The sequence below is a fragment of the Mesorhizobium sp. W016 genome (assembly GCF_054719485.1).
Genome location: NZ_JBTTIF010000002.1, coordinates 2,380,210 through 2,402,257, shown reverse-complemented (window position 1 = coordinate 2,402,257; position 22,048 = coordinate 2,380,210). Strand labels below are relative to the sequence as shown.

Below are 22,048 nucleotides of genomic sequence, written 5' to 3'. Positions count from 1 at the left end.
TCAGTCCCAGCCTATCCTAGTGCATCGCAACATACGTTCAATCGATTTAGACCAGCATGCCGCCAGTTCCCCTGCGGCAATTTATCCGTCGAGCGGATCAGGCAGCGAGTGCAGCCTCCGGCGGAACCTTCGCTCCCGTCATGAAGGCGACGGCGTCGGACATGGTATATTGCTTGGGATCGATGACGCAGAGGCGGCGACCCAGCCGATGGATATGGATGCGGTCGGCAACCTCGAAGACATGCGGCATATTGTGCGAGATCAGCACGATCGGCAGGCCTCGTTTCTTGACGTCGAGGATCAGTTCCAGCACGCGGCGGCTCTCCTTGACGCCGAGTGCGGCGGTCGGCTCGTCCATGATCACCACGCGGCTGCCGAAAGCAGCGGCGCGCGCCACCGCCACGCCCTGGCGCTGGCCGCCCGACAGCGTTTCCACCGCCTGGCTGATGTTCTGGATGGTCATCAGCCCAAGCTCGGTGAGCTTGTCGCGGGCGCGCTTTTCCATTGCGGGCCGGTCGAGCATACGAAGCCAGTCGCCGAGGAAGCCGGGTTTGCGGATCTCGCGGCCCAGGAACATGTTGTCGGCGATCGACAGGGCCGGCGACAAAGCCAGGTTTTGGTAGACCGTCTCGATGCCCGCCTCGCGCGCCTCCATGGGCGATTTGAAAGCGACAGCCTTGCCTTCAAGACGGATCTCGCCTTCGTCGGGCACGGCGGCGCCGGAAATCGCCTTGATCAGCGATGATTTGCCGGCGCCATTGTCTCCGATGACGGCCAGGATTTCGCCGGGGTAGAGGTCGAAGTCGGCATTGTCGAGGGCGGTGACACGGCCATAGCGCTTGATCAGGCCGCGCGCGGTGAGGATGGGTTCCACGGTCATGCCGAAACCTTTCTGATCCATTGGTCGATCGCCACGGCGCCGATGATCAGCACACCGGTGAGCAGCACCTTCCATTGCGGATCGGCGCCCAGCATGTTGAGGCCCATCGAGACGACGCCGACGATCATCGCGCCGAAAAGCGTGCCCAGAATTGAGCCGCGCCCGCCGAACAGTGAAATGCCGCCGATCACCGTCGCGGTTATCGCCTGCAGGTTGTAGTCGGTGACGGCGGCTGACGGCGAGATCGAGCCGTTGCGGCCGATGGACACCCAGGCAGCGAAAGCGGCGATCAACCCGGCAAGGGTGTAGACCGTCATCAACACCTTCTTGGTCTGGATGCCAGACAGCTTCGCCGCCTCCTGATCATCGCCAACGGCGTAGACATGGCGGCCCCAGGCGGTGTGATTGAGCACGTACCAGAGGATCAAAACGAGCACGACCGTGGCGATGACGCCCAGTGTCAGCACCGCCGTGCCGATCTTGAAACTCAGGGCAAAGAGATGCAGCAGCGGCGCCTGGGCGTCGACGTCGGTATCGCGGATCGTCTCATTGGCCGAATAGATGAAGTTCGTCGCCATGACAATGTTCCAGGTGCCGAGCGTGACGATGAACGGCGGCAGCTTCATGTAGGCGACCAGCAAGCCGTTGAGCAGGCCGCAGGCTGCGCCGGCGGCAAGCCCGATGGGCACTGCGAGCACGGCCGGCATGCCGTAGCTGACCGCGCAATTGCCCATGATCACGGCCGAAATCACCATGATCACGCCGATCGACAGGTCGATGCCGGCGGTCAGGATGACCAGTGTCTGCGCGGCACCGAGGATGCCGACGATGGCGATCTGCTGCAGGATCAGCGTCAGCGTATAGGATGAGAAGAAACGCCCGCCAATGGCGATGCCGAAAATGACGATCGACAAGACCAGCACAATCAGCGGCACCGCCGCCGGCGTGGAGTGCAGGAAATGCTGGATCCGCTTGACGGCCGATTTGTGCTCGTCAAAGGCGGCAACGCTTGTGTCGCTGCTCGAGAGAACCTTCTCGAATTCCTGTGCTTGAGCCATGTTTCCTCCCCTGGGCTTCAGCTCCATGCCGATACCCGCTCGCGCCTGTCCGGTCTGCTGCCGGGATTATTCGCGTGACGCATCGTCCACCCGAAGCGGCCGGGGATCAAGCCCCCGGCCGTCAGCTTGCCGCTGGCTGTCAGGCAGCCATCAGCCCCAGCACTTGGCGAGGCCTTCCTTGGTGTCGATCGACTTCACGCCATTGGCCGGCTTGTCGGTGACGAGGTTGACGCCGGTGTCGAAGAAGTTCTTGCCTTCGGTCGGCTTCGGCTTGGCGCCGTCCTTGGCGAAGGCGGCGATCGCCTCGATGCCGAGTGCCGCCATCTGCAGCGGGTATTGCTGCGAGGTGGCGCCAATGACGCCTTCGGTCACCGACTTCACGCCGGGGCAGCCGCCATCGACCGAGACGATCAGCACCTGGCTTTCGAGACCGACCGCCTTGAGCGCCTGGTAGGCGCCGACAGCGGCGGGCTCGTTGATGGTGTGGATGACGGTGATGGAGTTGTCCTTCTGCAGAAGGTTTTCCATCGCCTTGCGGCCGCCTTCTTCATTGCCGTTGGTGACGTCGTGGCCGACGATGCGGGCATCGTCCTCATCGCCGATCTTGTTGGGATCCTTCACGTCGATGCCGAAGCCCATCATGAAGCCCTGGTCGCGCAGCACATCCACGGTCGGCTGTGAGGGGGTCAGGTCGAGGAAACCGATCTTGGCGTCCTTGGCCTTGTCGCCGAGGGTCGCGGCTGCCCAGGCGCCGATCAGCTTGCCGGCTTCCAGATTGTCCGTCGCGAAGGTCGCGTCGGCGGCATCGATCGGGTCCAGCGGGGTATCGAGCGCGATCACCAGCAGGCCGGCGTCACGCGCCTTCTTCACCGTCGGCACGATGCCCTTGGTGTCGGACGCGGTGATCAGGATGCCCTTGGCGCCGTCGGCGATGCAGCTTTCGATCGCCGCCACCTGGCTCTCGCTGTCGCCGTCGATCTTGCCGGCATAGGTCTTGAGGTCGACGCCAAGTTCCTTGGCCTTGGCGGTCGCGCCCTCCTTCATCTTGACGAAGAAGGGGTTGGTGTCGGTCTTGGTGATCAGGCAGGCGCCGACGCCGGCGGCCGATGCTGTCGAAGCAAACGCCATCAGGCCGAGGCCCGCCGCGGCGAACACGGTGGACTTCAATAAAGCTTTGGTCACGATCTTCCTCCCATGGAACCATGCGGATGCCGCCAACCGGCATCTTGAGCGCATCCACTGAAGTTCTCCCAGTGTGGACGCGCCCTCAAATGACACCAGCGGGAGCCGCCTGTCAATAATTAAATCACTCTTATTTATTATTGACAGCTTTGCGCGGTTCACTCATTCTGCCGCAAAAGCAGTAAGAATAAACCAAGGGAAGGAACAAGGGTGGAGACCGGCATTGCGAGGCACGGTTCGCCCGAGGCGGCCGCCAGCCGTCTCCACCGTGGCACCAACCAGAGCGGCATGCGCGACCACAATGAGCGGCTGGTGCTGTCGTTGGTTCGCCAGCACGGCAGCTTGGCCAAATCAGACATTGCGCGCATGACCGGGCTTTCAGCGCAGACCGTCTCGGTCATCATGCGCGAACTGGAGGAAGACAGCCTGCTGCTGCGCCAGGCGCCGTTGCGCGGCAAGATCGGCCAGCCCTCCATCCCGATGGCGCTGAACCCCGAAGGCGCCTTCTTCATCGGCCTCAAGATCGGCCGCCGCAGCGCCGAACTGGTGCTGATCGATTTCCTCGGAACTGTGCGTTCCATGCTGCAGCACTCCTACCGCTATCCGGCGCCGCGCGAGACGGTTGAGTTCGTCACCGAAGGCATGAAGACGATGCGCGCCGAACTGACACCTGCGCAGGACAAGCGCATTGCCGGGCTCGGCATCGCCATGCCGTTCGAACTGTGGAACTGGGCCGACACCGCCGGCGCGCCGCGCGACATCATGGACGAATGGCGCCATCGCGACATCCGTGCCGACATCCAGGCGCAGTGCGAATTCCCGGTCTATCTGCAGAATGACGCCACCTCCGCCTGCGGCGCCGAACTGGTGTTCGGCCAGACCGGCGGGGCGCGCGACTTCGTCTATTTCTATATCGGCGCCTTTGCCGGCGGCGGCATCGTGCTCAACGGCCGGCTGTTCGGCGGGCCAACCGGAAATGCCGGGGCGCTGGGTTCGATGCCGGTGCCGGGGCCGGACGGCAAGCCGACGCAGCTCATCGACGTCGCCTCGATCGCCATGCTGGAAAAGGCGCTTAACGCACGCGGCGTCGAGGCTTCGCACCTGTGGACGTCGCCTGAGGATTGGGGCGAGATCGGTCACGAGCTCGACGACTGGATCGCCAATGCCGCTCAGGCGCTGGCCTATGCCATCGTATCGGCGTCCTCGGTGATCGATTTCGAGGCCGCGGTGATCGACGGCTGGATGCCGCTCGCTGTCCGGCGCCGGCTCGTCGATGCGATCAGGCAGGCGATCGGTACGATCGATGGCGAAGGGCTGAAGCTTCCGGTGGTGCGCGAAGGCACCGTCGGCATCCATGCCCGCGCGCTGGGCGGCGCCAGCCTGCCGCTGTCCGAACGCTTCCTCATCGGTTCGACCACGATTTCCAGGAGCATCTGAATGCTGATCGGTATTCCGTCGCTGCTCGGTCCGGAGCTTCTGGCGACATTGCGCGCCATGGGCCATGGCGACGAGATCGCGCTCGTCGACGGCAACTATCCGGCGGAAGAACAGGCAAACCGGCTGATCCGCGCCGACGGTCTTCACCTCATACCGGTGCTTGACGCCATTTTGAGCGTGCTGCCGGTGGACGACTTCGTGCCGGAAGCGCTGTTTCGTGCCTCGGTAAAAGGCGATCCCTCGGTCGCCGATCCGGTCCACCATGAAATCGAAACGATCTGCACCAGGCGCGCGCCGGGCCGCAAGGTGGTTGCGCTGGCGGGCGCCGACTTCTATGCACGCGTCCGGTCGGCATATGCGATCGTCGGGACCAGCGAACCCCGGCTCTACGCCAACATCATCATCCGCAAGGGCGTGATCTATCCGCCGGAGAACAAGAAATCATGATCCTCTGCTGCGGCGAAGCCCTGATCGACATGCTGCCGCGCACCACGACACAGGGCGAGCCGGCCTTTGCGCCCTATGTCGGCGGCGCGGTGTTCAACACGGCGATCGCGCTTGGCCGCCTCGGCGCGCCCGCCGGCTTCTTTTCCGGCCTGTCGTCGGATCTGTTCGGCGGCCAGTTCCGCGAGGCGCTCGGCGCAAGCAAGGTCAGCTCCACCTATGCGCACACCTCCCCTCGCCCGACCACGCTCGCCTTCGTGCGGCTCACCAACGGCCAGGCGACCTACACTTTCTACGACGAAAACACCGCCGGGCGCATGCTGACGACAGAGGATCTGCCGAAACTGGGCGCCGAGATCGAAGCCATGCTGTTTGGCGCCATCAGCCTGATTTCGGACCCGGCGGGTGCTGCCTACGAAGAATTCATGAAACGCGAGCACGAACGCCGCGTCATGATGCTCGACCCCAACATCCGGCCGAACTTCATCCCCGACAAAGCCAAGCACCTCCGGCGCATCCGCTCGATGATGGCGATGGCCGACATCGTGAAGCTATCGGATGAGGATCTGCACTGGTTCGGCGAGGCCGGCTCGCATGAGGACGTCATCCGCAACTGGCTGGATCGCGGCCCGAAGCTGATCGTCGTTACCCACGGCAGCGAAGGTGCCGTCGGCTACAGCAGGGAACACAAGGTCACGGTGATGCCGCATAAGGTGGAGGTGGTCGACACGGTCGGCGCCGGCGACACTTTCAATGCCGGCATTCTGGCCTCGCTGCACGAGCAAGGCCTGCTCACCAAGGCCGGGATCGGCGGCCTTTCGGAGGACGCCATCCGTCAGGCGCTGGCGCTCGGCGCCAAAGCGGCGGCGGTGACCGTGTCGCGGGCCGGCGCCAACCCGCCCTGGCGGCACGAAATCGCCTGATCCACGCTTAGTCCGCCGCCAGCCGCTGCAAGCAGCCGATCACTTTATGTTTCCGCGAGCCGGAAAGACGGACTGATCAGCCGGATTAATAGGCGGCGAAGCCCGGATTTCCGGCATCTTGCGGCAATGCAGGGAAAGCCTGAAGTAACAGGCTGCGACACCTAGACAACCCGTCCCGCGGCCGGTCCGGCTTTCTAGACCGGCCCAACTCTGGTACCAGCGGCCCGGTTAAGTTGTTGTTTCTGTGCGTGTCATTGTCCCCGGGGCAGCCCGCACCACACCGTTTTGAGGCCGACATGCAGTTCATCGATCTTGGCGCGCAGCGCGAACGTATCCGCGACCGGCTGAAGGCCGCGATCGACAATGTCGTCGAGGAAGGCCGCTATATCCTCGGACCGCAAGTCACCGAATTCGAAAACAAGCTCGCAGCCTATATCGGCACCAAGCATGTCGTGGCCTGCGCCAACGGCACCGACGCGCTGCTGTTGCCGCTGTTTGCCGCCGGTATCGGCCCCGGCGACGCGGTGTTCGTGCCGAGCTTCACCTTTGCCGCGACGGCGGAAGTGGTGGCGCTTGCCAAGGCCGAACCAGTGTTCGTCGATGTCGAGGCCGAGACCTACAACATCGACATCGCCAGCCTCGAGGCGGCGATCGCCATGATCAAGAAGGAAGGCCGGCTGAAGCCGAAGGCGATCATTCCCGTCGACTTGTTTGGGCTTGCCGCCAACTACGAGGCGATCATGGCGATTGCCAGGCGCGAAGGGCTGCTGGTGATCGAGGATGCGGCGCAGTCGATCGGCGGTTCGGCCGACGGCACAATGTGCGGCGCCTTCGGCCATGTCGGCTCGACCAGCTTTTATCCGGCCAAGCCGCTGGGCTGCTACGGCGATGGCGGCGCGATGTTCACCAATGACGACGCGCTGGCCGACCAGCTGCGCTCGTTTGCGTTCCACGGTAAGGGCGGGACGCAGTATGACAATGTCCGCGTCGGCATCAATTCACGCCTCGACACCATCCAGGCGGCGATCCTGATCGAGAAACTCGCCATCCTCGAAGACGAGATGGTCGCCCGCCAGGTCGTGGCCAAGCGCTACGCCGAAGGTCTCGGCGACATCGTCAAGGCGTCACGCAATCTGGGCGGTGGCCGCTCGGCCTGGGCGCAATACGCCATCGAGACGCCGAAGCGCGACGGGTTGAGGGCGCATCTCGGCGAAAAGGGCATCCCTTCGGTGATCTATTATGTGAAGCCGCTGCACGAGCAGGTCGCCTATCGCGACTATCCGCGCACGCCGACCGGGCTTGCGGTTTCGGAGGAACTGCCGAAGCGCATCCTGTGCCTGCCGATGCATCCCTATCTCAGCGAAGCCGACCAGGACCGCATCATCGAGACGATCCGCAACTACATTGGCTCGAACTCGGCGCATGTAGCGGCGGCGTAAGTTACGCGGCGTCCGCCGCCTTCCCGCTCGCAATAAAATGCGGGTTGGCGAAATCCTCGTCGTCGCTCTGTTTGCGCTTGCCATAGGTGAGCGGCTCGCCGTCCAGCGTGCGCGTCATGCCGCCGGCGGCGCGCAGTACGGCGTCGCCGGCCGCCGTGTCCCATTCCATGGTGCGGCCGAAGCGCGGATAGATGTCGGCTTCGGCTGCGGCGAGCAGGCAGAATTTCAGCGATGAGCCGACCGAGACGATCTCGGCGGCGCCGAGATCCTTGATGAAGGCTTCGGTCTCCGGGGTGTTGTGCGAGCGGCTGGCAACGACCGCCAGCGGCGTGACCGCCCTCCTAACCGAAATCCGCCGGCGGCCGACGATACGGAAGTCGCCATCGACCTCGATTGCTTCGGCCCAGCCCGGCCGTCCAGAGAAGAACCGCCCGCTGCACGGTGCGAAGACGACGCCGATCTCCGGCACGCCGTGCCGGACAAGCGCGATGTTGACGGTGAAATCGGTCCGGCGGTTGACGAATTCCTTCGTTCCATCGAGCGGATCGATCAGGAAGAAGGCGCCATCCAGATCGGGCGGCACAATGCCTTCGGCGACCTCTTCCTCGGCCACGCAGGGAATATCGGGATAGGCCGCACGCAGGCTGGCGAGGATGATCGTCTCGCTCTCGCGGTCGGCTTCCGTGACCGGCGAGGAGTCCGACTTGCTGTCGACCGCGCAGCCGGCCTTGAAGACCCGCATCACCTCGCGTCCGGCTTCGAGCGCCAGGCGCTCGAACACGTCGAGCATCACTTCGTCGTCAGATGCCGCCGCCGCTGTCATATTGGTCTTCGGCAATGTCGCGCTCATTCAGCCAGTGTTCCAGAGCCTCTACCATCTCCTCGGCCGTCTTGCCGAGTGTCTTGAGATGGATTTCGGGATTTTCGGGAGCTTCATACGGGGAATCGACGCCGGTGAAGTTCTTGATCTCGCCATTCAGCGCCCGTGCGTAAAGGCCTTTCGGGTCGCGGCGGGCGCATTCCTCGAACGGCGTATCGACGAACACTTCGACGAACTCGCCGTCGGCCATCAACTCCCTGGCCATGCGCCGCTCGGCGCTGAAGGGCGAGATGAAGGAGACGATGACGATCAGCCCGGCATCGGCCATCAGCTTGGCCACCTCGGCGACCCGGCGGATGTTTTCGACCCGGTCGGCGTCGGTGAAGCCGAGATCGCGGTTGAGGCCGTGGCGGACATTGTCGCCGTCGAGAATGTAGGTGTGGCGCCCCGAAGCGAACAGCTTCTTCTCAAGCAGATTGGCGATGGTCGACTTGCCCGAACCGGAAAGGCCGGTGAACCAGAACACGGCGGGACGCTGGCTCTTCAAGTCGGAACGACCGCGCTTGCCGACATCGAGCGACTGCCAGTGGATGTTTTCGGCGCGGCGCAAGGAATGCAGGATCATGCCGGCGCCGACCGTGGCATTGGTGATGCGGTCGATCAGGATGAAGGCGCCGGTATCGCGGTTGTCGGCGAAGGTGTCGAAGGCGATCGGCGCCCGGGTCGAGATATTGCAGATGCCGACTTCGTTCATCTCGAGCGACTTCGCCGCCTCGCGAGCGAAGTCGTTGACGTTGACGCGGTATTTCAGGTCGGTGACGGTGGCGCTGGTCTGGTCGGTCTCGGTGCGCAGTATATAGGAGCGTCCCGGCAGCAGCGCTGCCTCGTCGAACCAGACGATGTTGGCGGCGAACTGGTCGGCGACCTGCGGCCGTGCCGCCGGCGACACCAGCATGTTGCCTCTGGAGACCTCGACCTCGTCATCGAGCACAAGGGTGATGGCCTGGCCGGCCACCGCCTGGGCAAGATCGCCGCCTTGCGCGACGATGCGCTTGACCCGCGAGGCCTTGCCGGATTTGGCGACCACCACCTCGTCGCCCTGCGCGACGGAGCCGGACGCGATGGTGCCGGCAAAGCCGCGGAAGTCGAGATTGGGCCGGTTGACGTACTGCACCGGAAACCGGAACGGCAGTTCGACCGCGGCCTCGTCGACCGATATGGTTTCGAGATGCTCGATCAGCGACGGGCCGGAATACCACGCCGTCTTGCCGGAGCGGCTGGTGACATTGTCGCCATAGCGGGCCGACATCGGGATCGGCACGATCGTCTGGAAGCCGAGCTCGTGCGAGAACTGCCGGTAATCCTCGACGATACGGTCGAACACCGCCTGGTCGAAATCGACGAGGTCGATCTTGTTGACGGCAAGCACGATATGGCGGATGCCGAGCAGCGAAGCGATGATCGAGTGGCGCCGGGTCTGGCGCAGCACACCCTGGCGCGCATCGATCAGCACGATGGCGAGATCGGCAGTCGATGCGCCGGTCGCCATGTTGCGGGTGTACTGTTCATGGCCGGGGGTGTCGGCGACGATGAACTTGCGCTTGGGCGTGGCGAAGAAGCGGTAGGCGACGTCGATGGTGATGCCTTGCTCGCGCTCGGCCTCGAGGCCGTCGACCAGAAGCGCGAAGTCGATGTCGTCGCCAGTGGTGCCGTGCTTGCGGGAATCGCGCTCGAGTGCGGCGAGCTGGTCCTCGAAGATCTGCTTTGTGTCGGACAGAAGACGGCCGATCAGCGTCGACTTGCCGTCGTCGACCGAGCCGCAGGTGAGGAAGCGCAGCAGCGACTTCTTCTCCTGCGCCGCCATGTATTCGCGCACGCCGTCGGTGGGAGCGAGGCTCTTGGCCAGGATATGGCGCATGCTCAGAAATATCCCTCGCGCTTCTTCTTTTCCATCGAGCCGGCTTCATCGCGGTCGATGAGGCGGCCCTGGCGCTCGGAGGTGCGCGCCGTCAGCATCTCGCCGACGATGGCTTCGAGCGTGTCCGCGTCGGATTCGATGGCGCCGGTCAGCGGATAACAGCCGAGCGTGCGGAAACGCACCAGACGGTTCTCCATCGTCTCACCGGGGCGCAATTGCATGCGATCGTCATCCTTCATGATCAGCATGCCGTCGCGTTCGACCACCGGCCGCTCCTTGGCGAAATAGAGCGGCACGATCGGGATGTTTTCCTGCAGAATGTACTGCCAGATATCGAGCTCGGTCCAGTTCGACAGCGGAAACACGCGGATCGATTCGCCCGGCGCGATGCGGGTGTTGAAGATCTTCCACATCTCCGGCCGCTGGTTCTTCGGGTCCCAGACATGCTGGGCGTTGCGGAAGGAAAAGATGCGCTCCTTGGCGCGCGACTTCTCCTCGTCGCGCCGAGCCCCGCCGAAGGCAGCGTCAAAGCCGTATTTGTCGAGCGCCTGGCGCAACGCCACCGTCTTCATGACATGGGTGTGGGTGTTCGAGCCATGGTCAAAGGGGTTGATACCGTCGCGCACGCCGTCTTCATTGACGTGGACCAGCAGGTCGAAGCCGAGCTTCTGCGCCATCTGGTCGCGAAAGGCGATCATCTCGCGGAACTTCCAGGTGGTGTCGACATGCAGGAAGGGGAAAGGCGGCTTGGCCGGATAGAAGGCCTTCATCGCCAGATGCATCAGCACGGAGGAATCCTTGCCGACGGAATAGAGCATCACCGGCTTGGAGAAGGAGGCGGCAACCTCACGGAAGATGTGGATGGACTCGGCCTCGAGCCGCTGCAGGTGCGTAAGCGCGATGTTCATGGACTGTGAGCGTTCTCTCGTGCAATCCAGACCTTGCATCAGATGGATCGGGCGTCCTTTTCAGCCGCCCGGTTCAAGCTTCACTGCTGGACACTATCGGTTCGTGCCGGCGTTCTAGCAGATCGCCACCTGATATAACAACGCTGGAAAGGCCGGCGGCCACACCGATCGGCAACGAATTTTCCATGAAAAGCCTAGAATCCGAAAATTCCTGCCCGACGGAGCGATAGCATTCAAAGGCCGGGAAAAATCTTGCCTGGACCGAAAGAAACGCCGGCCGGACCTCGTCGCACTTTCGAAAACCGCACCCAGCCGCTATACCGGCTCCTGAACCTGCGCCGGGCGGCATGCCGCAAATGCCGCCGCCAAACATTGTCCGTCGCCACGCGACCCAGCGCATTGTGAACCAGAGCATTGACCCCGATCTCCGCCATCAAGCAGCACGTTTCGCCGTCACGGATCAACGTCACCTTCTCCATTTTGTGCTTCTTTTTCCCGCCGGTACTGGGATCGGCGGTCAGCTTTTTGTTCAATGGCGGCGGCCTGTGGTCGGTGCTTCTGCTTGCGCTGAAAAGACGGCGTTTCAACATCGACCGGCCGATGACCGCGATGACGGTGGCCATCTATGCCTATTGCGCAGCCAGCGTGCTCGCCTCCATCGTCAACAATTCGATCGCGAGGGATGCGCCGCATCTGGCAGGGCTGATCACCTTCCTGTTTTTCCCTGTCTCATACGCGACCTGGAGCATTACCGAGAAAACCACGCTGACGCGCATCGTCGTGCTGGCGAGCGCCGCCGCCTGTTTTGGCGCCCTGCTGCTGGCGGTCGTGCAATATCACGGGCTGGGCATACGGGCCGAAGGCGGCGCCGGCAATCCGATCGTGTTCGCGACCGTCGCCTGCCTCAGCATGATGATGTGCCTGGCAGGCGCCTTATCGGGTGTCGAAAAGAACAGGGCGTTGCTGGCCTGCGCGACACTGGCCGGCGCGGTCGACATTGTCTATTCGGGGTCGCGGATCATCTGGCTGGCGATGCTGGTGGCCGGCATCGCGGTCCTGCTGATCAACCGTCGCAAGCTCAACAACAGAAACGCCATTCGGCTTTTGCTGATTGCGGGCGCGATCGGCATCGTCATCGCGGTCATTGGTCTCCCCATCATTTCCGAGCGCGCGGCCTTCCTGTTCAGCGACTGGGATGCGCTCGCCACGAAGGGCGACCACACGACCGCGCTCGGCTTGCGCGCAGCACTTTGGCAGATTGGGCTGAGCGCCTTCCACGACATGCCGATTTTCGGTCACGGCATTGCTGCAAGCCGTGAGCTGATAAAGGATGGATTCCACAATCAGTTCCACATGCCGTCCACGGGCTTCAGCCATTTTCACAATGGCTTCCTGACTGCATTGGTGGAGGCCGGGCTGCTTGGAGCCGTAACGCTCGCGGCTGTGTTCTTCGTTGCCGCGAGAAACGCGGCCATCGTGCTGCGCACCAGCACGGACGCGATCGAGCGGTTCGGCGCCACGATGATTGTCGTCACTGCGATCACCTACCTCATCGGCGGCCTGACCGGCATTCTGGTCGGCCACGACATCCTCGATGCCACACTGATGGTGTTCCTGGTGTCCGGGACATATCTTGCATCGGGCCGGCAACAAATGCTGCCGGAACAACAGGCACCGGCCCCGGCGCCCCAGGCAAGCCGGCCGTGAAAGTGCTGGTCACAGGCGCGACGGGTTTCATCGGCAGGCAGGTCGTCAACCAGCTGCGCGAAGCCGGGTTCGGGGTGCGCATGGCATCGCGCCACCCGGAACGGCTCGATCCCGTGAGCGATGCGGTTTTGTTGCCGGACTTCGACGCACCGGCTCAGGCATACCAGGCGCTGATGCGAGATATCACCCATGTCGTCCACTGTGCGGCGCTCAACAATGACCGCAAGGCGAGCGAAGCCGACTTCATGGCAGCCAACGCGACACTGACCGCGCAGCTGGCGCGCGCGGCCGCCTCGCGGACAAGCGGGCGCTTCATCTATCTGTCGTCGATCCGGGCAGTAGCCGGTCCCGGTTTCAGCGGAACGATCAGCGAGGCGACGCTCCCTGCCCCGCAATGCGCCTACGGGCGCTCGAAACGCGAAGGCGAGATCAAGACACTGGAAGCCTATGCGTCCAGGCCCTCCGATGCCACGGCGCTGCGCCTGCCGCCGGTCTATGGCGAAGGCATGAAGGGAAACCTGCGTGGAATGATGCGGGCTGCCGCCATTGCCTTACCATTGCCCTTAGGCGCTTTCACCGCAGTTCGTTCGCTGATATCGCGCGACGCGGTGGCTGGCGCCGTGGCGCATCTTTTGACTCGTCCCACGCCACCGCGCCCGACCTATGTCCTGGGCGATGCTTCCCCCGTTGCGATGTTCGAAATCTTGACTGCATTCAGGCACGGATACGACGTTCCGACCCGGCTCGTTCCTGTGCCGGCCTGGCCATTCAGGCTGTTCGCCACACTGCTTGGCAGAAAAGCAGCGTACGACGCTTCCATGGCGACACAGATTTGCGACCCGTCACTGCTGATCTCGGAAGGCTGGATGCCGGAAACCGACACGCTCGGCCGGATTGAGGAACTTGCACGACAGGCCCGTCAGGTCCGGTAGATTGTGCCAAGCAGGATTTTGACGTCGAGTCCGATCGAGGCTCCCCTGAGATATTCGGCATCGGTTTCGGCGCAGAGTTTCGGATCCGACATGTCGATGCCTCTCATCTGCGCAAGCCCGGTAATGCCTGGAAGTGCGGCAAGCACACCCAATTGCCTGCGGCGGTCGACCAACTCGGTTTGCGTGGGCAGGCATGGACGCGGCCCGACCAGGCTCATCTCGCCCTTCAGCACGTTCCAGAGCTGCGGCAGCTCGTCGATCTTGAATTTTCGCAGCACCTTACCGGCGGCGGTGACGGAGTTTGCCGGCGCCTGATGCGAGGGCAGAGATGGCGTTCCCACAACCATCGTCCTCAACTTGTGGCAGCGAAACAGCACCCCGTGCTGGCCGACGCGAGTTTGGGAGAGGAGTGCCGGTCCGGGCGACGACAGCCTGATTGCCAGTATGGCAAGCAGGGTGACGGGCGAGGTCAGCGGCAACAGAACCGCCGCCGCGACGAGATCGAAAGCTCGCTTGGGTCCCCTCATGGCCATCTCAGCATGCTCTAGATCCGCCGCCAGATGAAGGCCACATAGAGCCCAAGCGTCCCAGCCAGCGTCTGCCGGTAGACGCCGCTTTTCCTGAGAAGGCGCAGGCGTCGCAAGATACCGCCCTTTCGCGCCCTGATGAACAGGCCGAGACAGGCGGCGGCATCCCTCGTGAGGATGTCGCGATTGACGGCCAGGCCGCTCAGATTGTGATCGGTCCAGACGGCGAACTCGCCCCTGAAGAGGCGCCCCAGCCGCGACAGCCTCGCCTTCCACGACACGTTGGCGCCGACCAGGTTTGCCTCATGCTGGCGGTAGCGCACCAGCGGTCGCGGGTCATAGCGGACAATGCCGCCGGCAGCCGTGACGATCAGATAGGTCCACCAGTCATGGCTGACGAACTCGGTCCTTGCCGATGCCTTTGCCAGCAACTTTCGCGCGGCGCGGTTGATCATCATCGTGTTGCCGCCGGCAATGCTTTGCACAAGCGCATTGCGAAATGCGGGTGGATGCTGGAACAGCGGCGAATACCCTTGCGCTGCTCCGGTTTCGGACATGGTCGCGGTTCTGGAGCAAAACAGCAGCGGCGTTCCGGCGTCGTGCCCTTGCATCCAGGCAATGGCGCTCTCCAGCCTGTCCGGCTCCCAGATGTCGTCCTGGTCGCAGAAGGCGTAGTAGTCGGCCTCGATGCGCGGATCGATGATCATCGCGCGGAAATTGGCGGCAAAGCCTTGGCGAGGACCATTCGACAGGGTCAACCGGCCCTTGGACCAGCGGCTCTGCCAGGCGCCGATAATGGCCGAAGTGCCGTCTGTCGAACCGTCGTCGGAAACCCAGAGGTCGACAACAGGATGCGATTGCGCAGCCAGCGACGCGAGCTGCTCGTCAAGGAAAGCCGCGCCATCTTTCGTGCCCAGCAGCACGGCCACGCGCTGATCTTGTCTGCTCACTGGTTCAAAATCATCTGCAAACGCCTGGGAACGGCCATCGGATCGGTTTCAATAGCCAATCCCGGTCGATCAGGACAGGCTCTTTGTTTTGACGCAATCCCGGACGGAAAACCGCTCCACACTTTTCTTGGAATTGCTCTAACCAGCTTGCCCGACTGTTTTCGCAACGGTTTCCCGGCGTGCCTCACTTGGAGGCTCTTCCGCCTGATAGAGGCCGGCCATGACGGCGAGCGCCGAGGCCTTGTCCTGATCGCGCATGGCCGCCTGCAGCAATGTCAGCGCCGCCTGGACCTTGGGCCATCCCACGACATCGGTCCTGAGGCCGAAGATCTTGGGGATATCCAGCGCGACGATCTCCTCATTGCCGCCATGCAGCACTTCGTGAAGCTTCTCGCCCGGCCTGATCCCGGTGAAACGGATCGGAATGTCGGTGTAGGGGCTTTTGCCGGCCATGCGGATCATGGTTTCAGCGACTTCGAGGATCGGCACCGGCTTGCCCATGTCGAGCATGTAGATGGCGTAGTCGTCCTTGCCCTGGCGCCGCTCGGCGTCGGCCGCCGACATGATGACGAGGTCGACGGCTTCGGCCACCGTCATGAAGTAGCGGGTCATGCGGCGATCGGTGATGGTGACCGGACCGCCGGCCTCGATCTGCGCCTGGAAGATGGTGGCGACCGAGCCATTGGAGCCGAAGACATTGCCGAACCGCACGGCGATGAACTTGGTGCCGGAGCGACGGCCGCTGGCCCCGGTGGCGTGCGTTTCGTGCAGCGAAGAGACGATCTGCTCGGCGGCGCGTTTCGTCATACCGAGCACCGAGGTCGGATCGACCGCCTTATCGCTGGAAATCAGCAGGAACTGCGGCACCCCGCATTTGGCGGCAACCTCGGCGCAGACGAGGGTGCCCAAAATGTTGGTCTGGATCGCCGATTCCCAATTTTCCTCGAGCAGCGGCACATGTTTGAGCGCGGCGGCATGGAAGATGATGTCGGGCTTGAAATCGCTGACGACGCGGGTGATCTGGCGCCGGTCTGTGACATCGACGATGCGGCTCTTGAGCCGGACATGGTCCTTTTCGTCAACCTGCTGGTCGAGCTGGAAAATACCGAACTCCGAGATATCGGCGACCAGAACCGCCTCGGCGCCAAGTTCCAGCGACCGCTTGACCAGGATGCGACCGATTGAGCCGGCGCCGCCGGTGACCAGGACGCGCTTGCCACCGATAAAGCCGCCGATCCGCTCAATATCGGAAGCAACTGTGGGGCGGCGCAGGATGGTTTCCATCTCGACAGCGTCGAGTACCAGCTTTCCGCCTTGGCCGAGCTCCGAAACGCCGGAGAATTGGACGACGGCGATACCGCTGTGACGGGCGACACGGACCAGTTCCGAATATTCCTCGATCTCGCGTTCGGTGCCATTGCCGAAAATCAGCATGTCGAGGCTTTTGGTGCCTCTTGCATATTCTTCGAGGACCTCGACCAGGCGGGGCCGCACGGCTACCACCGGAACGCCCTGGATCTGCGTGCCCAACGGCGCGCCGTTCTCGATGGCCATGATGCCGGCGATGGAATATTCGGCCGGCTCGGCCGTGCGTGTGAAGCGGATGATGACGTCTGCTTCGCCAAGCCTGCCGACGAACAGCGCTTGTTTGATCGCCGCATTGTTTGCGTTGCGGCTCAGGATTCGCCAGCTCGCCCCGTCGCGCAGGAACCGGTAATAGAGCCGAGGCGCCGATATGATGGTGAAGGAGACGAGGAAAAAGACGATGAACTGGCGCTCGTTGAGGCCGGTCACCGGCTGAAACGATCGAACCGCCAGCGAGACGACATAGAGCGTGACGGTCAGGATGGCGCAGCTCTTCAGGATGTTGAAGAAGTCCGGCGTGGAGGCGAAACGCCACACGGTGTTGTAGAGGCCGCAATAGCGAAACAGCATATGGCTGAGAAAAACAATACTTGCCCAGCACGCCAGGCCGGCCGTGGAGAGCGCGTCGAATGAAAGTCTCGACTGAGAAAGCCCCAGACTCAGCGCCACCGCGACCAGGACCATGACCAGATCCTGGATCATTATAATGGCGCGCCGCATCTTCGGCCGAAGTCCGGACACGACCTCTACATAGGATGTCATTGGGTAGTACTGAACTCCAGGCGCAAGGACATGGACACTAACGTGGTGCAAGAGCGACGGAAACCCGTCACCGATCACCTGTTTAGAGTGCCAATCCCCAGCCCCGCCGCTTTGTATCGCATAGCGTGGAGTTGTAGTGATCGCCAGATATTTTTTGTTCGGCCTCTTGGTTAAGGGACTGAGAGCAATCGAACGACGTTTTCGCCAGGTATCGCAAATGTCGAAAGGCTGGGATGAAGGGCACCCCCCACCCTGATTCGGCGCGAAAGCGGGACAACCGACTGGAACGGTCGGGTGTCACAGCGACCGCATCATCAATCGAATAGACCGCGGCACAGGAAAGCTGACGGTGCTCCAGCCATCCGAAGCCGGCATCGCTGAAAACATTGAGCTCGCCGACTGGCTCGCGTCGATCAGAAGCATCCTTGAGCGGGCCACCGCTTCGAGGACAAATTCACGCTCGATCGAGAACAGCTCCTCGGGAATGTAGCCTGAAAGAATCAAGAGATCGTAATTCTCGATCAATTCATGAGACGCACACCTGACGTGACCGGAAAGAGAATGCTCCAAAATGCGGGACTGCAAACGCTCCAGCATCAAGGCCTCGGTCTCATAACACACGGCCTGCCCAAATCCATTGTCCTGCAACGCGCGGCCCGCGGCTACAGCAACGCTGCCCGGCCCGGCTCGCACGACTCCAACGTTGTGAGGCTTGATCAGCCTGCAGAGTGCGTAGACGAAATCCAGCGTCTCCAGATCGAGTGACCCGTCGCCAAAAGTCGACCAACACCTTGCTTTGCTCTCTTCGGCTCCCCCGTAGCTCTCAGGCTGCCCCACCCATCCAAATATCCGACTCTGGCGATTTGGCTTCGGTGTACGCTTATGCTCATCGATGCGCTTTTTGAGGCCTTCAAGTTTCAGCCAGTATTTCTGTTCGTAATTGGCGTGATAATATTCCCAATCTCTCTCAAATTCCTGTAAGGTATGTCCAACGTTGATGGAATAATATCTACTGCTCCAAGCTGAAAAATATCCACTGGACTTAATTTGCTCAGAAAGCTTACTGTCGTTCGGAAGTTTAACTGTGGAATTTCCTGGGATATTTTCAAAATATATATTTTCCATCTTTAAAATATCCCTCCTTATTATACTCGACATTCCGGTGTTGCCATGCGCAAGATAAAGGCCTTCGCCATTCTGATAGGCATAGGTAGCCGGTTTTGTAACCCATACCTCGTCATCCAGCGGCGCCGGCGCGTGCAGGGCAAGCTGGCCCAACTCGGGAAAGGCGGAGAAGACCGCGTCGACATACTCCCGCCAGCCCGGCATCAGTTCCTTGTCGTTGGCTAGTATGAAAACCAAATCCGACTCTACCATTCGAAGCGCGTCGTTTATCCAGTCCGCCCCTCTGTTTTCGGGCGCAAGAAAGGGCTCTATCCTGTCATCGACAGATGCCCACTTCCTGATGATATCGACAGAGCCATCGCTACTGTTGTTGTCGATCACTATGCACTTTTCGAACTCGCCAGTCGTGCTCAACAGCGATTGCAGGCATCGATCCAACAGGTCCTGCCGGTTCCAATTGAGAACCACCACGCTTATCGAATGGCGCATCATTTACTCCGCAGCTTCAAAATTGATAGAAATCTGCGGGGAGACGTCGATGATTCCCGTGGCCAGCAGATCAGGCTCCGCGGCCACGCGAAAAGCCGTCACATCTACCAACCTATGCATGACGATTTGCTCATCGCCAGGCGATCCGAAAAGCCCACAGCTGATGAAATAGACGCCAGGCAGGAATATGTTCGTGAACTCGTATGAAATCCTGGCCGTGGTATTTGTCTTTATAGACCTGGTAAGTAGACTTCTGGAAAAAATTGTCTGCGCGCCCCCTAGACCAATACCGCTTACAGTTCTAAACCATATGCCGAACCCGACATTCCTGGCATTTGTGGAAAAGTCGACGGTGTACTCATATTTGTACCGTCTACCCATCTGCAACACATTTATTTCGTCGCCACCTATAGTCGTTATTTTAAAATCTCGGATGCGCGCACCACGTTCTTCCAACGCGACGGTCGACTGTGAACGAAGTCCCGGATCGAAGTAGTCACCGTGCAGGGCAGCCATTGCCGATTGATCGATTTGAGGATTGGCCTCGGAAGCGGCGCCTAGCGCGCCGGCCGTTGCCGCAGCCGTTGTCGACGCAGTCGCATTGGAAGGCCGGTGTTCAAATAAATCAGAGTGGGTCATGGCGGGAGGCGCCGGCACAGACGGGGCGCGAACCTCCGCACTATTCTGCTGCACAATATCCGCGCGGATTCGGGACACAGCCTCCGGGCTTGCATTCACCAGCCGCTGATACTGCCCGACCACCGCCTTAGGCCGACCCTCCAGGATTTTTTCGCCGCCGTCGATCAACATTGCTCGCGTACACAGCTGAACGATTGTCGGCGCTCCGTGGCTGACAAACAGAATGGTGCCACCCTTGTCCTTGATGTCCTCGATGCGGGCGAAGCATTTGCGCTGAAACGCCTCGTCGCCTACTGACAACGCTTCGTCCACCACCAGGATATCGGGGTCGACATTGATCGCGGTGGCAAAGGCCAGCCGCACATACATGCCTGACGAGTAGGTTTTTACTGGCTGATCTATGAAAGGCCCAATATCGGCGAAACGCGCAATGTCGTCGAAACGCCACTCCATCTCCTTGCGTGGCACACCGAGAATCGACGCGTTGAGAAAGACGTTTTCGCGGCCGGTGAACTCTGGATTGAAGCCGGCGCCAAGCTCAAGCAACGCGGCGATCCGGCCATTGACCTCGACCGAACCCGCAGTCGGCTGCAACGTGCCGCAGATGATCTGCAACAGCGTCGACTTGCCGGAGCCGTTGCGGCCGATGATCCCAACAGTTTCGCCCCGGCCAACGTCAAAGGAAATGCCGGACAGAGCAGCAAAGTCGCGAAAGTACCGGCGCGGCGGCCGACCGACCAGACGCTCTAGCCGAGGCACGATCATCTGCTTGAAGCGATCTTCCGGCCGCTCGAACATGACATAGTGTTTCGACACATCACGCACTCGGATAGCAACATCAGAGATACGGCCAGCCTTCTTGGCGCCGAGCTTGTCAAAGGACATCGGCAAAGCCCCTGCGGGTCTTCTGGAAAAACTGATAGCCAAAAAACGCGACCACAATCGCGATGATCGAGTAGGAGCCCAGCGCGGTCCAATTTGGCTGCACACCGAAGAGAACTACGTTGCGGAAATCCTCGACGGGGATCGCGAGCGGGTTGAGTGAGAGCCAAGGCTGCAGCCAGGTCGGCAGCGACGACCTCTGGAAGAATACCGGCGACAGGAACATGGTCGCGGTTACGAGCGGGGCCACAATCTGGCTCATATCGCGAAAATAGACGCCGATCGATGCCAGCATCCAGGCAATGCCGAGCACCATGACAATCAGCGGCACCAAAACCACAGGCGCCAGAATCACCGTGAGCGGGATATAGCCAAAAACGACATAGGCGAAGACCAGCAGCACCAGAAGGCTGACGGCCGTATGAAACAATGCGGCGCCGGCTGAAACCACCGGCAGGATCTGGATCGGGAAAACGATCTTCTTGACGTAGTTGGCGTTGCCCACGATCAGCCCAGGCGCCAGCGAAACCACCTCCGAGAAGAACTGAAAGACGATCAATCCACAAAACAGGATGACGGCAAACTCGCCAGTGGAATGGGTAGCGCTCGGCTGGTCAGGAACCGTCCAGCGCGATTTCAGAACCACACCGAACACGAACGTGTAAACGGCAAGCATGAGCAAAGGATTGAGCAGCGACCACAACAAGCCGAAAGCGGAACCCCGATAGCGGCCCGACACTTCACGACGGATCAGAGAAACGATAAGTTGGGTAATGTTCATGATGCCGTTTGAACCGTCTTCCCAGCCACAACGGCCAGATAGATCTGCCTGTTACAACAGGGCAGGTGCGCCCCTCCTGCCAAGCGCCGATCAGCCATCACGATTTGCCTGCCAGTTCTAGGATGATTGCATCTTGACCGGCGCCGGGGTTAGAGCGCCGGCCGCTCCAAGCCCCCCAAATCGGGGACCCGGCCATTCGCAGATTTGCGTCCGCGACCATGGCCGCCACAGTCGCTTCCTCGTAAGCAACGGCATGCGTTGGCTTCTCCAGTTCGTGGACGTGGCAGCCATCGCCGACCGAGTGATAGAATGTGATGTAAGACTTCGGCCCCTGGTTCTTGAGGATGTCACCGTTGATGATGAAGAATGTGGCTAAAACCCTTCCGCTTGGCTTCAATATCCTAGCAAATTCATCGAGGTAGTGGGCAATATCCCGTCGCATCATGTGGGTAAAAACAGAGTGCAGTATGATTACATCAACCGACGAGTCCGGGACTGGAATTTGGCACTGCTGAAGCAGCTCGGTGCCATTCGGATTGTACCATTTCTCGGCCACATCAAAGTGGACGAATTTGAAATTCGGGTGCTTGGAAGTGATCGCCTGCTGGCACCAGTCGATCATCGGCTTGACCACATCGATACCTAAATATCGACCGTTTGCCGCAAGTCGCTCGGTGAGCGGTATCGCGTCGCGGCCGATGCCGCATCCGATCTCGACTATGGAATTATCTGGCGCAATGCCGACATACTCGTCAGCCTGTCGCATGTGTTCCTTAGAGATATGGTCGAAAGTGTCTTCGGCACCTCCGGTCATATGAGCCAGTTCTATTGGTATAGAGAACCCCTTGTAATTGAATATCTCAGCCATTCTCGCTCCTCA

General features: G+C 61.3%; 19 protein-coding genes. 6 read left to right on the top strand and 13 right to left on the bottom strand.

The window, feature by feature from the left end:
• Positions 1 to 97: 97 nt before the first annotated feature.
• From ACYG9V_RS11935 to ACYG9V_RS11925, 3 genes are all read right to left on the bottom strand, one after another.
• Positions 98 to 880: an ATP-binding cassette domain-containing protein gene (locus ACYG9V_RS11935; protein WP_023670726.1), complete on the bottom strand. Its 783-nt coding sequence runs from the start codon at positions 878 to 880 to the stop codon at positions 98 to 100.
• Entirely contained in the window at positions 877 to 1,938 is a 1,062-nt protein-coding gene (locus ACYG9V_RS11930) for an ABC transporter permease (RefSeq protein WP_023670725.1), read from the bottom strand. Before ACYG9V_RS11930 ends, ACYG9V_RS11935 begins: the two co-directional genes overlap by 4 nt.
• Before the next feature lie 150 nt (positions 1,939 to 2,088).
• Positions 2,089 to 3,066 (bottom strand): sugar ABC transporter substrate-binding protein, encoded by a 978-nt coding sequence (locus ACYG9V_RS11925; protein WP_081725578.1) that lies wholly within the window; start codon positions 3,064 to 3,066, stop codon positions 2,089 to 2,091.
• 264 nt (positions 3,067 to 3,330) lie between these two features.
• Here ACYG9V_RS11925 and ACYG9V_RS11920 point away from each other — a divergent pair, with 264 nt between their 5' ends.
• From ACYG9V_RS11920 to ACYG9V_RS11905, 4 genes are all read left to right on the top strand, one after another.
• Complete coding sequence (locus ACYG9V_RS11920) at positions 3,331 to 4,557, top strand: ROK family transcriptional regulator (RefSeq protein ID WP_023702241.1); 1,227 nt, start codon at positions 3,331 to 3,333, stop codon at positions 4,555 to 4,557.
• Complete coding sequence (locus tag ACYG9V_RS11915; RefSeq protein WP_023684581.1) at positions 4,558 to 5,004, top strand: RbsD/FucU family protein; 447 nt, start codon at positions 4,558 to 4,560, stop codon at positions 5,002 to 5,004.
• Entirely contained in the window at positions 5,001 to 5,924 is a 924-nt protein-coding gene (locus tag ACYG9V_RS11910; protein ID WP_023684582.1) for a carbohydrate kinase family protein, read from the top strand. The genes ACYG9V_RS11915 and ACYG9V_RS11910 overlap by 4 nt, the downstream gene beginning before the upstream one ends.
• Before the next feature lie 296 nt (positions 5,925 to 6,220).
• Positions 6,221 to 7,363, top strand: a complete 1,143-nt coding sequence (locus ACYG9V_RS11905; RefSeq protein ID WP_023684583.1) for a DegT/DnrJ/EryC1/StrS family aminotransferase — start codon at positions 6,221 to 6,223, stop codon at positions 7,361 to 7,363.
• 1 nt (position 7,364) lies between these two features.
• Here the strand turns inward: ACYG9V_RS11905 and cysQ are convergent, their stop codons facing one another.
• The 3 genes from cysQ to cysD are packed head-to-tail and all read right to left on the bottom strand — an operon-like array spanning position 7,365 to position 11,009.
• Complete coding sequence (cysQ, locus tag ACYG9V_RS11900) at positions 7,365 to 8,153, bottom strand: 3'(2'),5'-bisphosphate nucleotidase CysQ (protein WP_352763089.1); 789 nt, start codon at positions 8,151 to 8,153, stop codon at positions 7,365 to 7,367.
• Between the two features lie 10 nt (positions 8,154 to 8,163).
• Positions 8,164 to 10,101, bottom strand: a complete 1,938-nt coding sequence (gene cysN / locus ACYG9V_RS11895; RefSeq protein ID WP_023670718.1) for a sulfate adenylyltransferase subunit CysN — start codon at positions 10,099 to 10,101, stop codon at positions 8,164 to 8,166.
• 2 nt (positions 10,102 to 10,103) lie between these two features.
• Positions 10,104 to 11,009 carry a sulfate adenylyltransferase subunit CysD gene (cysD, locus tag ACYG9V_RS11890; RefSeq protein ID WP_023670717.1) on the bottom strand — a complete coding sequence of 302 codons (906 nt, stop codon included), beginning with the start codon at positions 11,007 to 11,009 and terminating at the stop codon, positions 10,104 to 10,106.
• A gap of 414 nt (positions 11,010 to 11,423) precedes the next feature.
• Here cysD and ACYG9V_RS11885 point away from each other — a divergent pair, with 414 nt between their 5' ends.
• Complete coding sequence (locus tag ACYG9V_RS11885; protein WP_031198404.1) at positions 11,424 to 12,716, top strand: O-antigen ligase family protein; 1,293 nt, start codon at positions 11,424 to 11,426, stop codon at positions 12,714 to 12,716.
• On the top strand, positions 12,713 to 13,648 hold the full coding sequence (locus ACYG9V_RS11880; protein ID WP_023670715.1) for an NAD-dependent epimerase/dehydratase family protein: 936 nt from the start codon (positions 12,713 to 12,715) through the stop codon (positions 13,646 to 13,648). Before ACYG9V_RS11885 ends, ACYG9V_RS11880 begins: the two co-directional genes overlap by 4 nt.
• Here the strand turns inward: ACYG9V_RS11880 and ACYG9V_RS11875 are convergent.
• The 7 genes from ACYG9V_RS11875 to ACYG9V_RS11845 all read right to left on the bottom strand — a co-directional run bounded on the left by ACYG9V_RS11875 (position 13,636) and on the right by ACYG9V_RS11845 (position 22,036).
• On the bottom strand, positions 13,636 to 14,175 hold the full coding sequence (locus tag ACYG9V_RS11875) for a sugar transferase (protein WP_023684586.1): 540 nt from the start codon (positions 14,173 to 14,175) through the stop codon (positions 13,636 to 13,638). The genes ACYG9V_RS11880 and ACYG9V_RS11875 overlap by 13 nt on opposite strands.
• Positions 14,176 to 14,192: 17 nt before the next feature.
• Positions 14,193 to 15,125: a glycosyltransferase family 2 protein gene (locus ACYG9V_RS11870; RefSeq protein ID WP_023732070.1), complete on the bottom strand. Its 933-nt coding sequence runs from the start codon at positions 15,123 to 15,125 to the stop codon at positions 14,193 to 14,195.
• Positions 15,126 to 15,263: 138 nt separating this feature from the next.
• Entirely contained in the window at positions 15,264 to 17,252 is a 1,989-nt protein-coding gene (locus ACYG9V_RS11865; protein ID WP_031197112.1) for a nucleoside-diphosphate sugar epimerase/dehydratase, read from the bottom strand.
• A 297-nt stretch (positions 17,253 to 17,549) separates the two neighbouring features.
• Entirely contained in the window at positions 17,550 to 18,869 is a 1,320-nt protein-coding gene (locus ACYG9V_RS11860; RefSeq protein WP_352763039.1) for a glycosyltransferase family 2 protein, read from the bottom strand.
• Positions 18,870 to 20,390, bottom strand: coding sequence for an ABC transporter ATP-binding protein (locus ACYG9V_RS11855; RefSeq protein ID WP_352763040.1), 1,521 nt, complete (start codon positions 20,388 to 20,390; stop codon positions 18,870 to 18,872).
• Positions 20,380 to 21,168 carry an ABC transporter permease gene (locus ACYG9V_RS11850; RefSeq protein ID WP_352521902.1) on the bottom strand — a complete coding sequence of 263 codons (789 nt, stop codon included), beginning with the start codon at positions 21,166 to 21,168 and terminating at the stop codon, positions 20,380 to 20,382. The genes ACYG9V_RS11855 and ACYG9V_RS11850 overlap by 11 nt, the downstream gene beginning before the upstream one ends.
• A gap of 97 nt (positions 21,169 to 21,265) precedes the next feature.
• Positions 21,266 to 22,036: a class I SAM-dependent methyltransferase gene (locus tag ACYG9V_RS11845; RefSeq protein ID WP_352521903.1), complete on the bottom strand. Its 771-nt coding sequence runs from the start codon at positions 22,034 to 22,036 to the stop codon at positions 21,266 to 21,268.
• Positions 22,037 to 22,048: the final 12 nt, after the last annotated feature.

Coding starts and splice junctions, on each gene's coding strand:
- ACYG9V_RS11845 (WP_352521903.1), bottom strand. CDS start 22,036: ATGGCTGAGATATTCAATTACAAGGGGTTCTCTATACCAATAGAACTG.
- ACYG9V_RS11865 (WP_031197112.1), bottom strand. CDS start 17,252: ATGACATCCTATGTAGAGGTCGTGTCCGGACTTCGGCCGAAGATGCGG.
- ACYG9V_RS11850 (WP_352521902.1), bottom strand. CDS start 21,168: ATGAACATTACCCAACTTATCGTTTCTCTGATCCGTCGTGAAGTGTCG.
- ACYG9V_RS11935 (WP_023670726.1), bottom strand. CDS start 880: ATGACCGTGGAACCCATCCTCACCGCGCGCGGCCTGATCAAGCGCTAT.
- cysN (WP_023670718.1), bottom strand. CDS start 10,101: ATGCGCCATATCCTGGCCAAGAGCCTCGCTCCCACCGACGGCGTGCGC.
- ACYG9V_RS11905 (WP_023684583.1), top strand. CDS start 6,221: ATGCAGTTCATCGATCTTGGCGCGCAGCGCGAACGTATCCGCGACCGG.
- ACYG9V_RS11930 (WP_023670725.1), bottom strand. CDS start 1,938: ATGGCTCAAGCACAGGAATTCGAGAAGGTTCTCTCGAGCAGCGACACA.
- ACYG9V_RS11860 (WP_352763039.1), bottom strand. CDS start 18,869: ATGATGCGCCATTCGATAAGCGTGGTGGTTCTCAATTGGAACCGGCAG.
- ACYG9V_RS11910 (WP_023684582.1), top strand. CDS start 5,001: ATGATCCTCTGCTGCGGCGAAGCCCTGATCGACATGCTGCCGCGCACC.
- ACYG9V_RS11875 (WP_023684586.1), bottom strand. CDS start 14,175: ATGAGGGGACCCAAGCGAGCTTTCGATCTCGTCGCGGCGGCGGTTCTG.
- cysQ (WP_352763089.1), bottom strand. CDS start 8,153: ATGCTCGACGTGTTCGAGCGCCTGGCGCTCGAAGCCGGACGCGAGGTG.
- ACYG9V_RS11855 (WP_352763040.1), bottom strand. CDS start 20,390: ATGTCCTTTGACAAGCTCGGCGCCAAGAAGGCTGGCCGTATCTCTGAT.
- ACYG9V_RS11925 (WP_081725578.1), bottom strand. CDS start 3,066: ATGGCGTTTGCTTCGACAGCATCGGCCGCCGGCGTCGGCGCCTGCCTG.
- ACYG9V_RS11915 (WP_023684581.1), top strand. CDS start 4,558: ATGCTGATCGGTATTCCGTCGCTGCTCGGTCCGGAGCTTCTGGCGACA.
- cysD (WP_023670717.1), bottom strand. CDS start 11,009: ATGAACATCGCGCTTACGCACCTGCAGCGGCTCGAGGCCGAGTCCATC.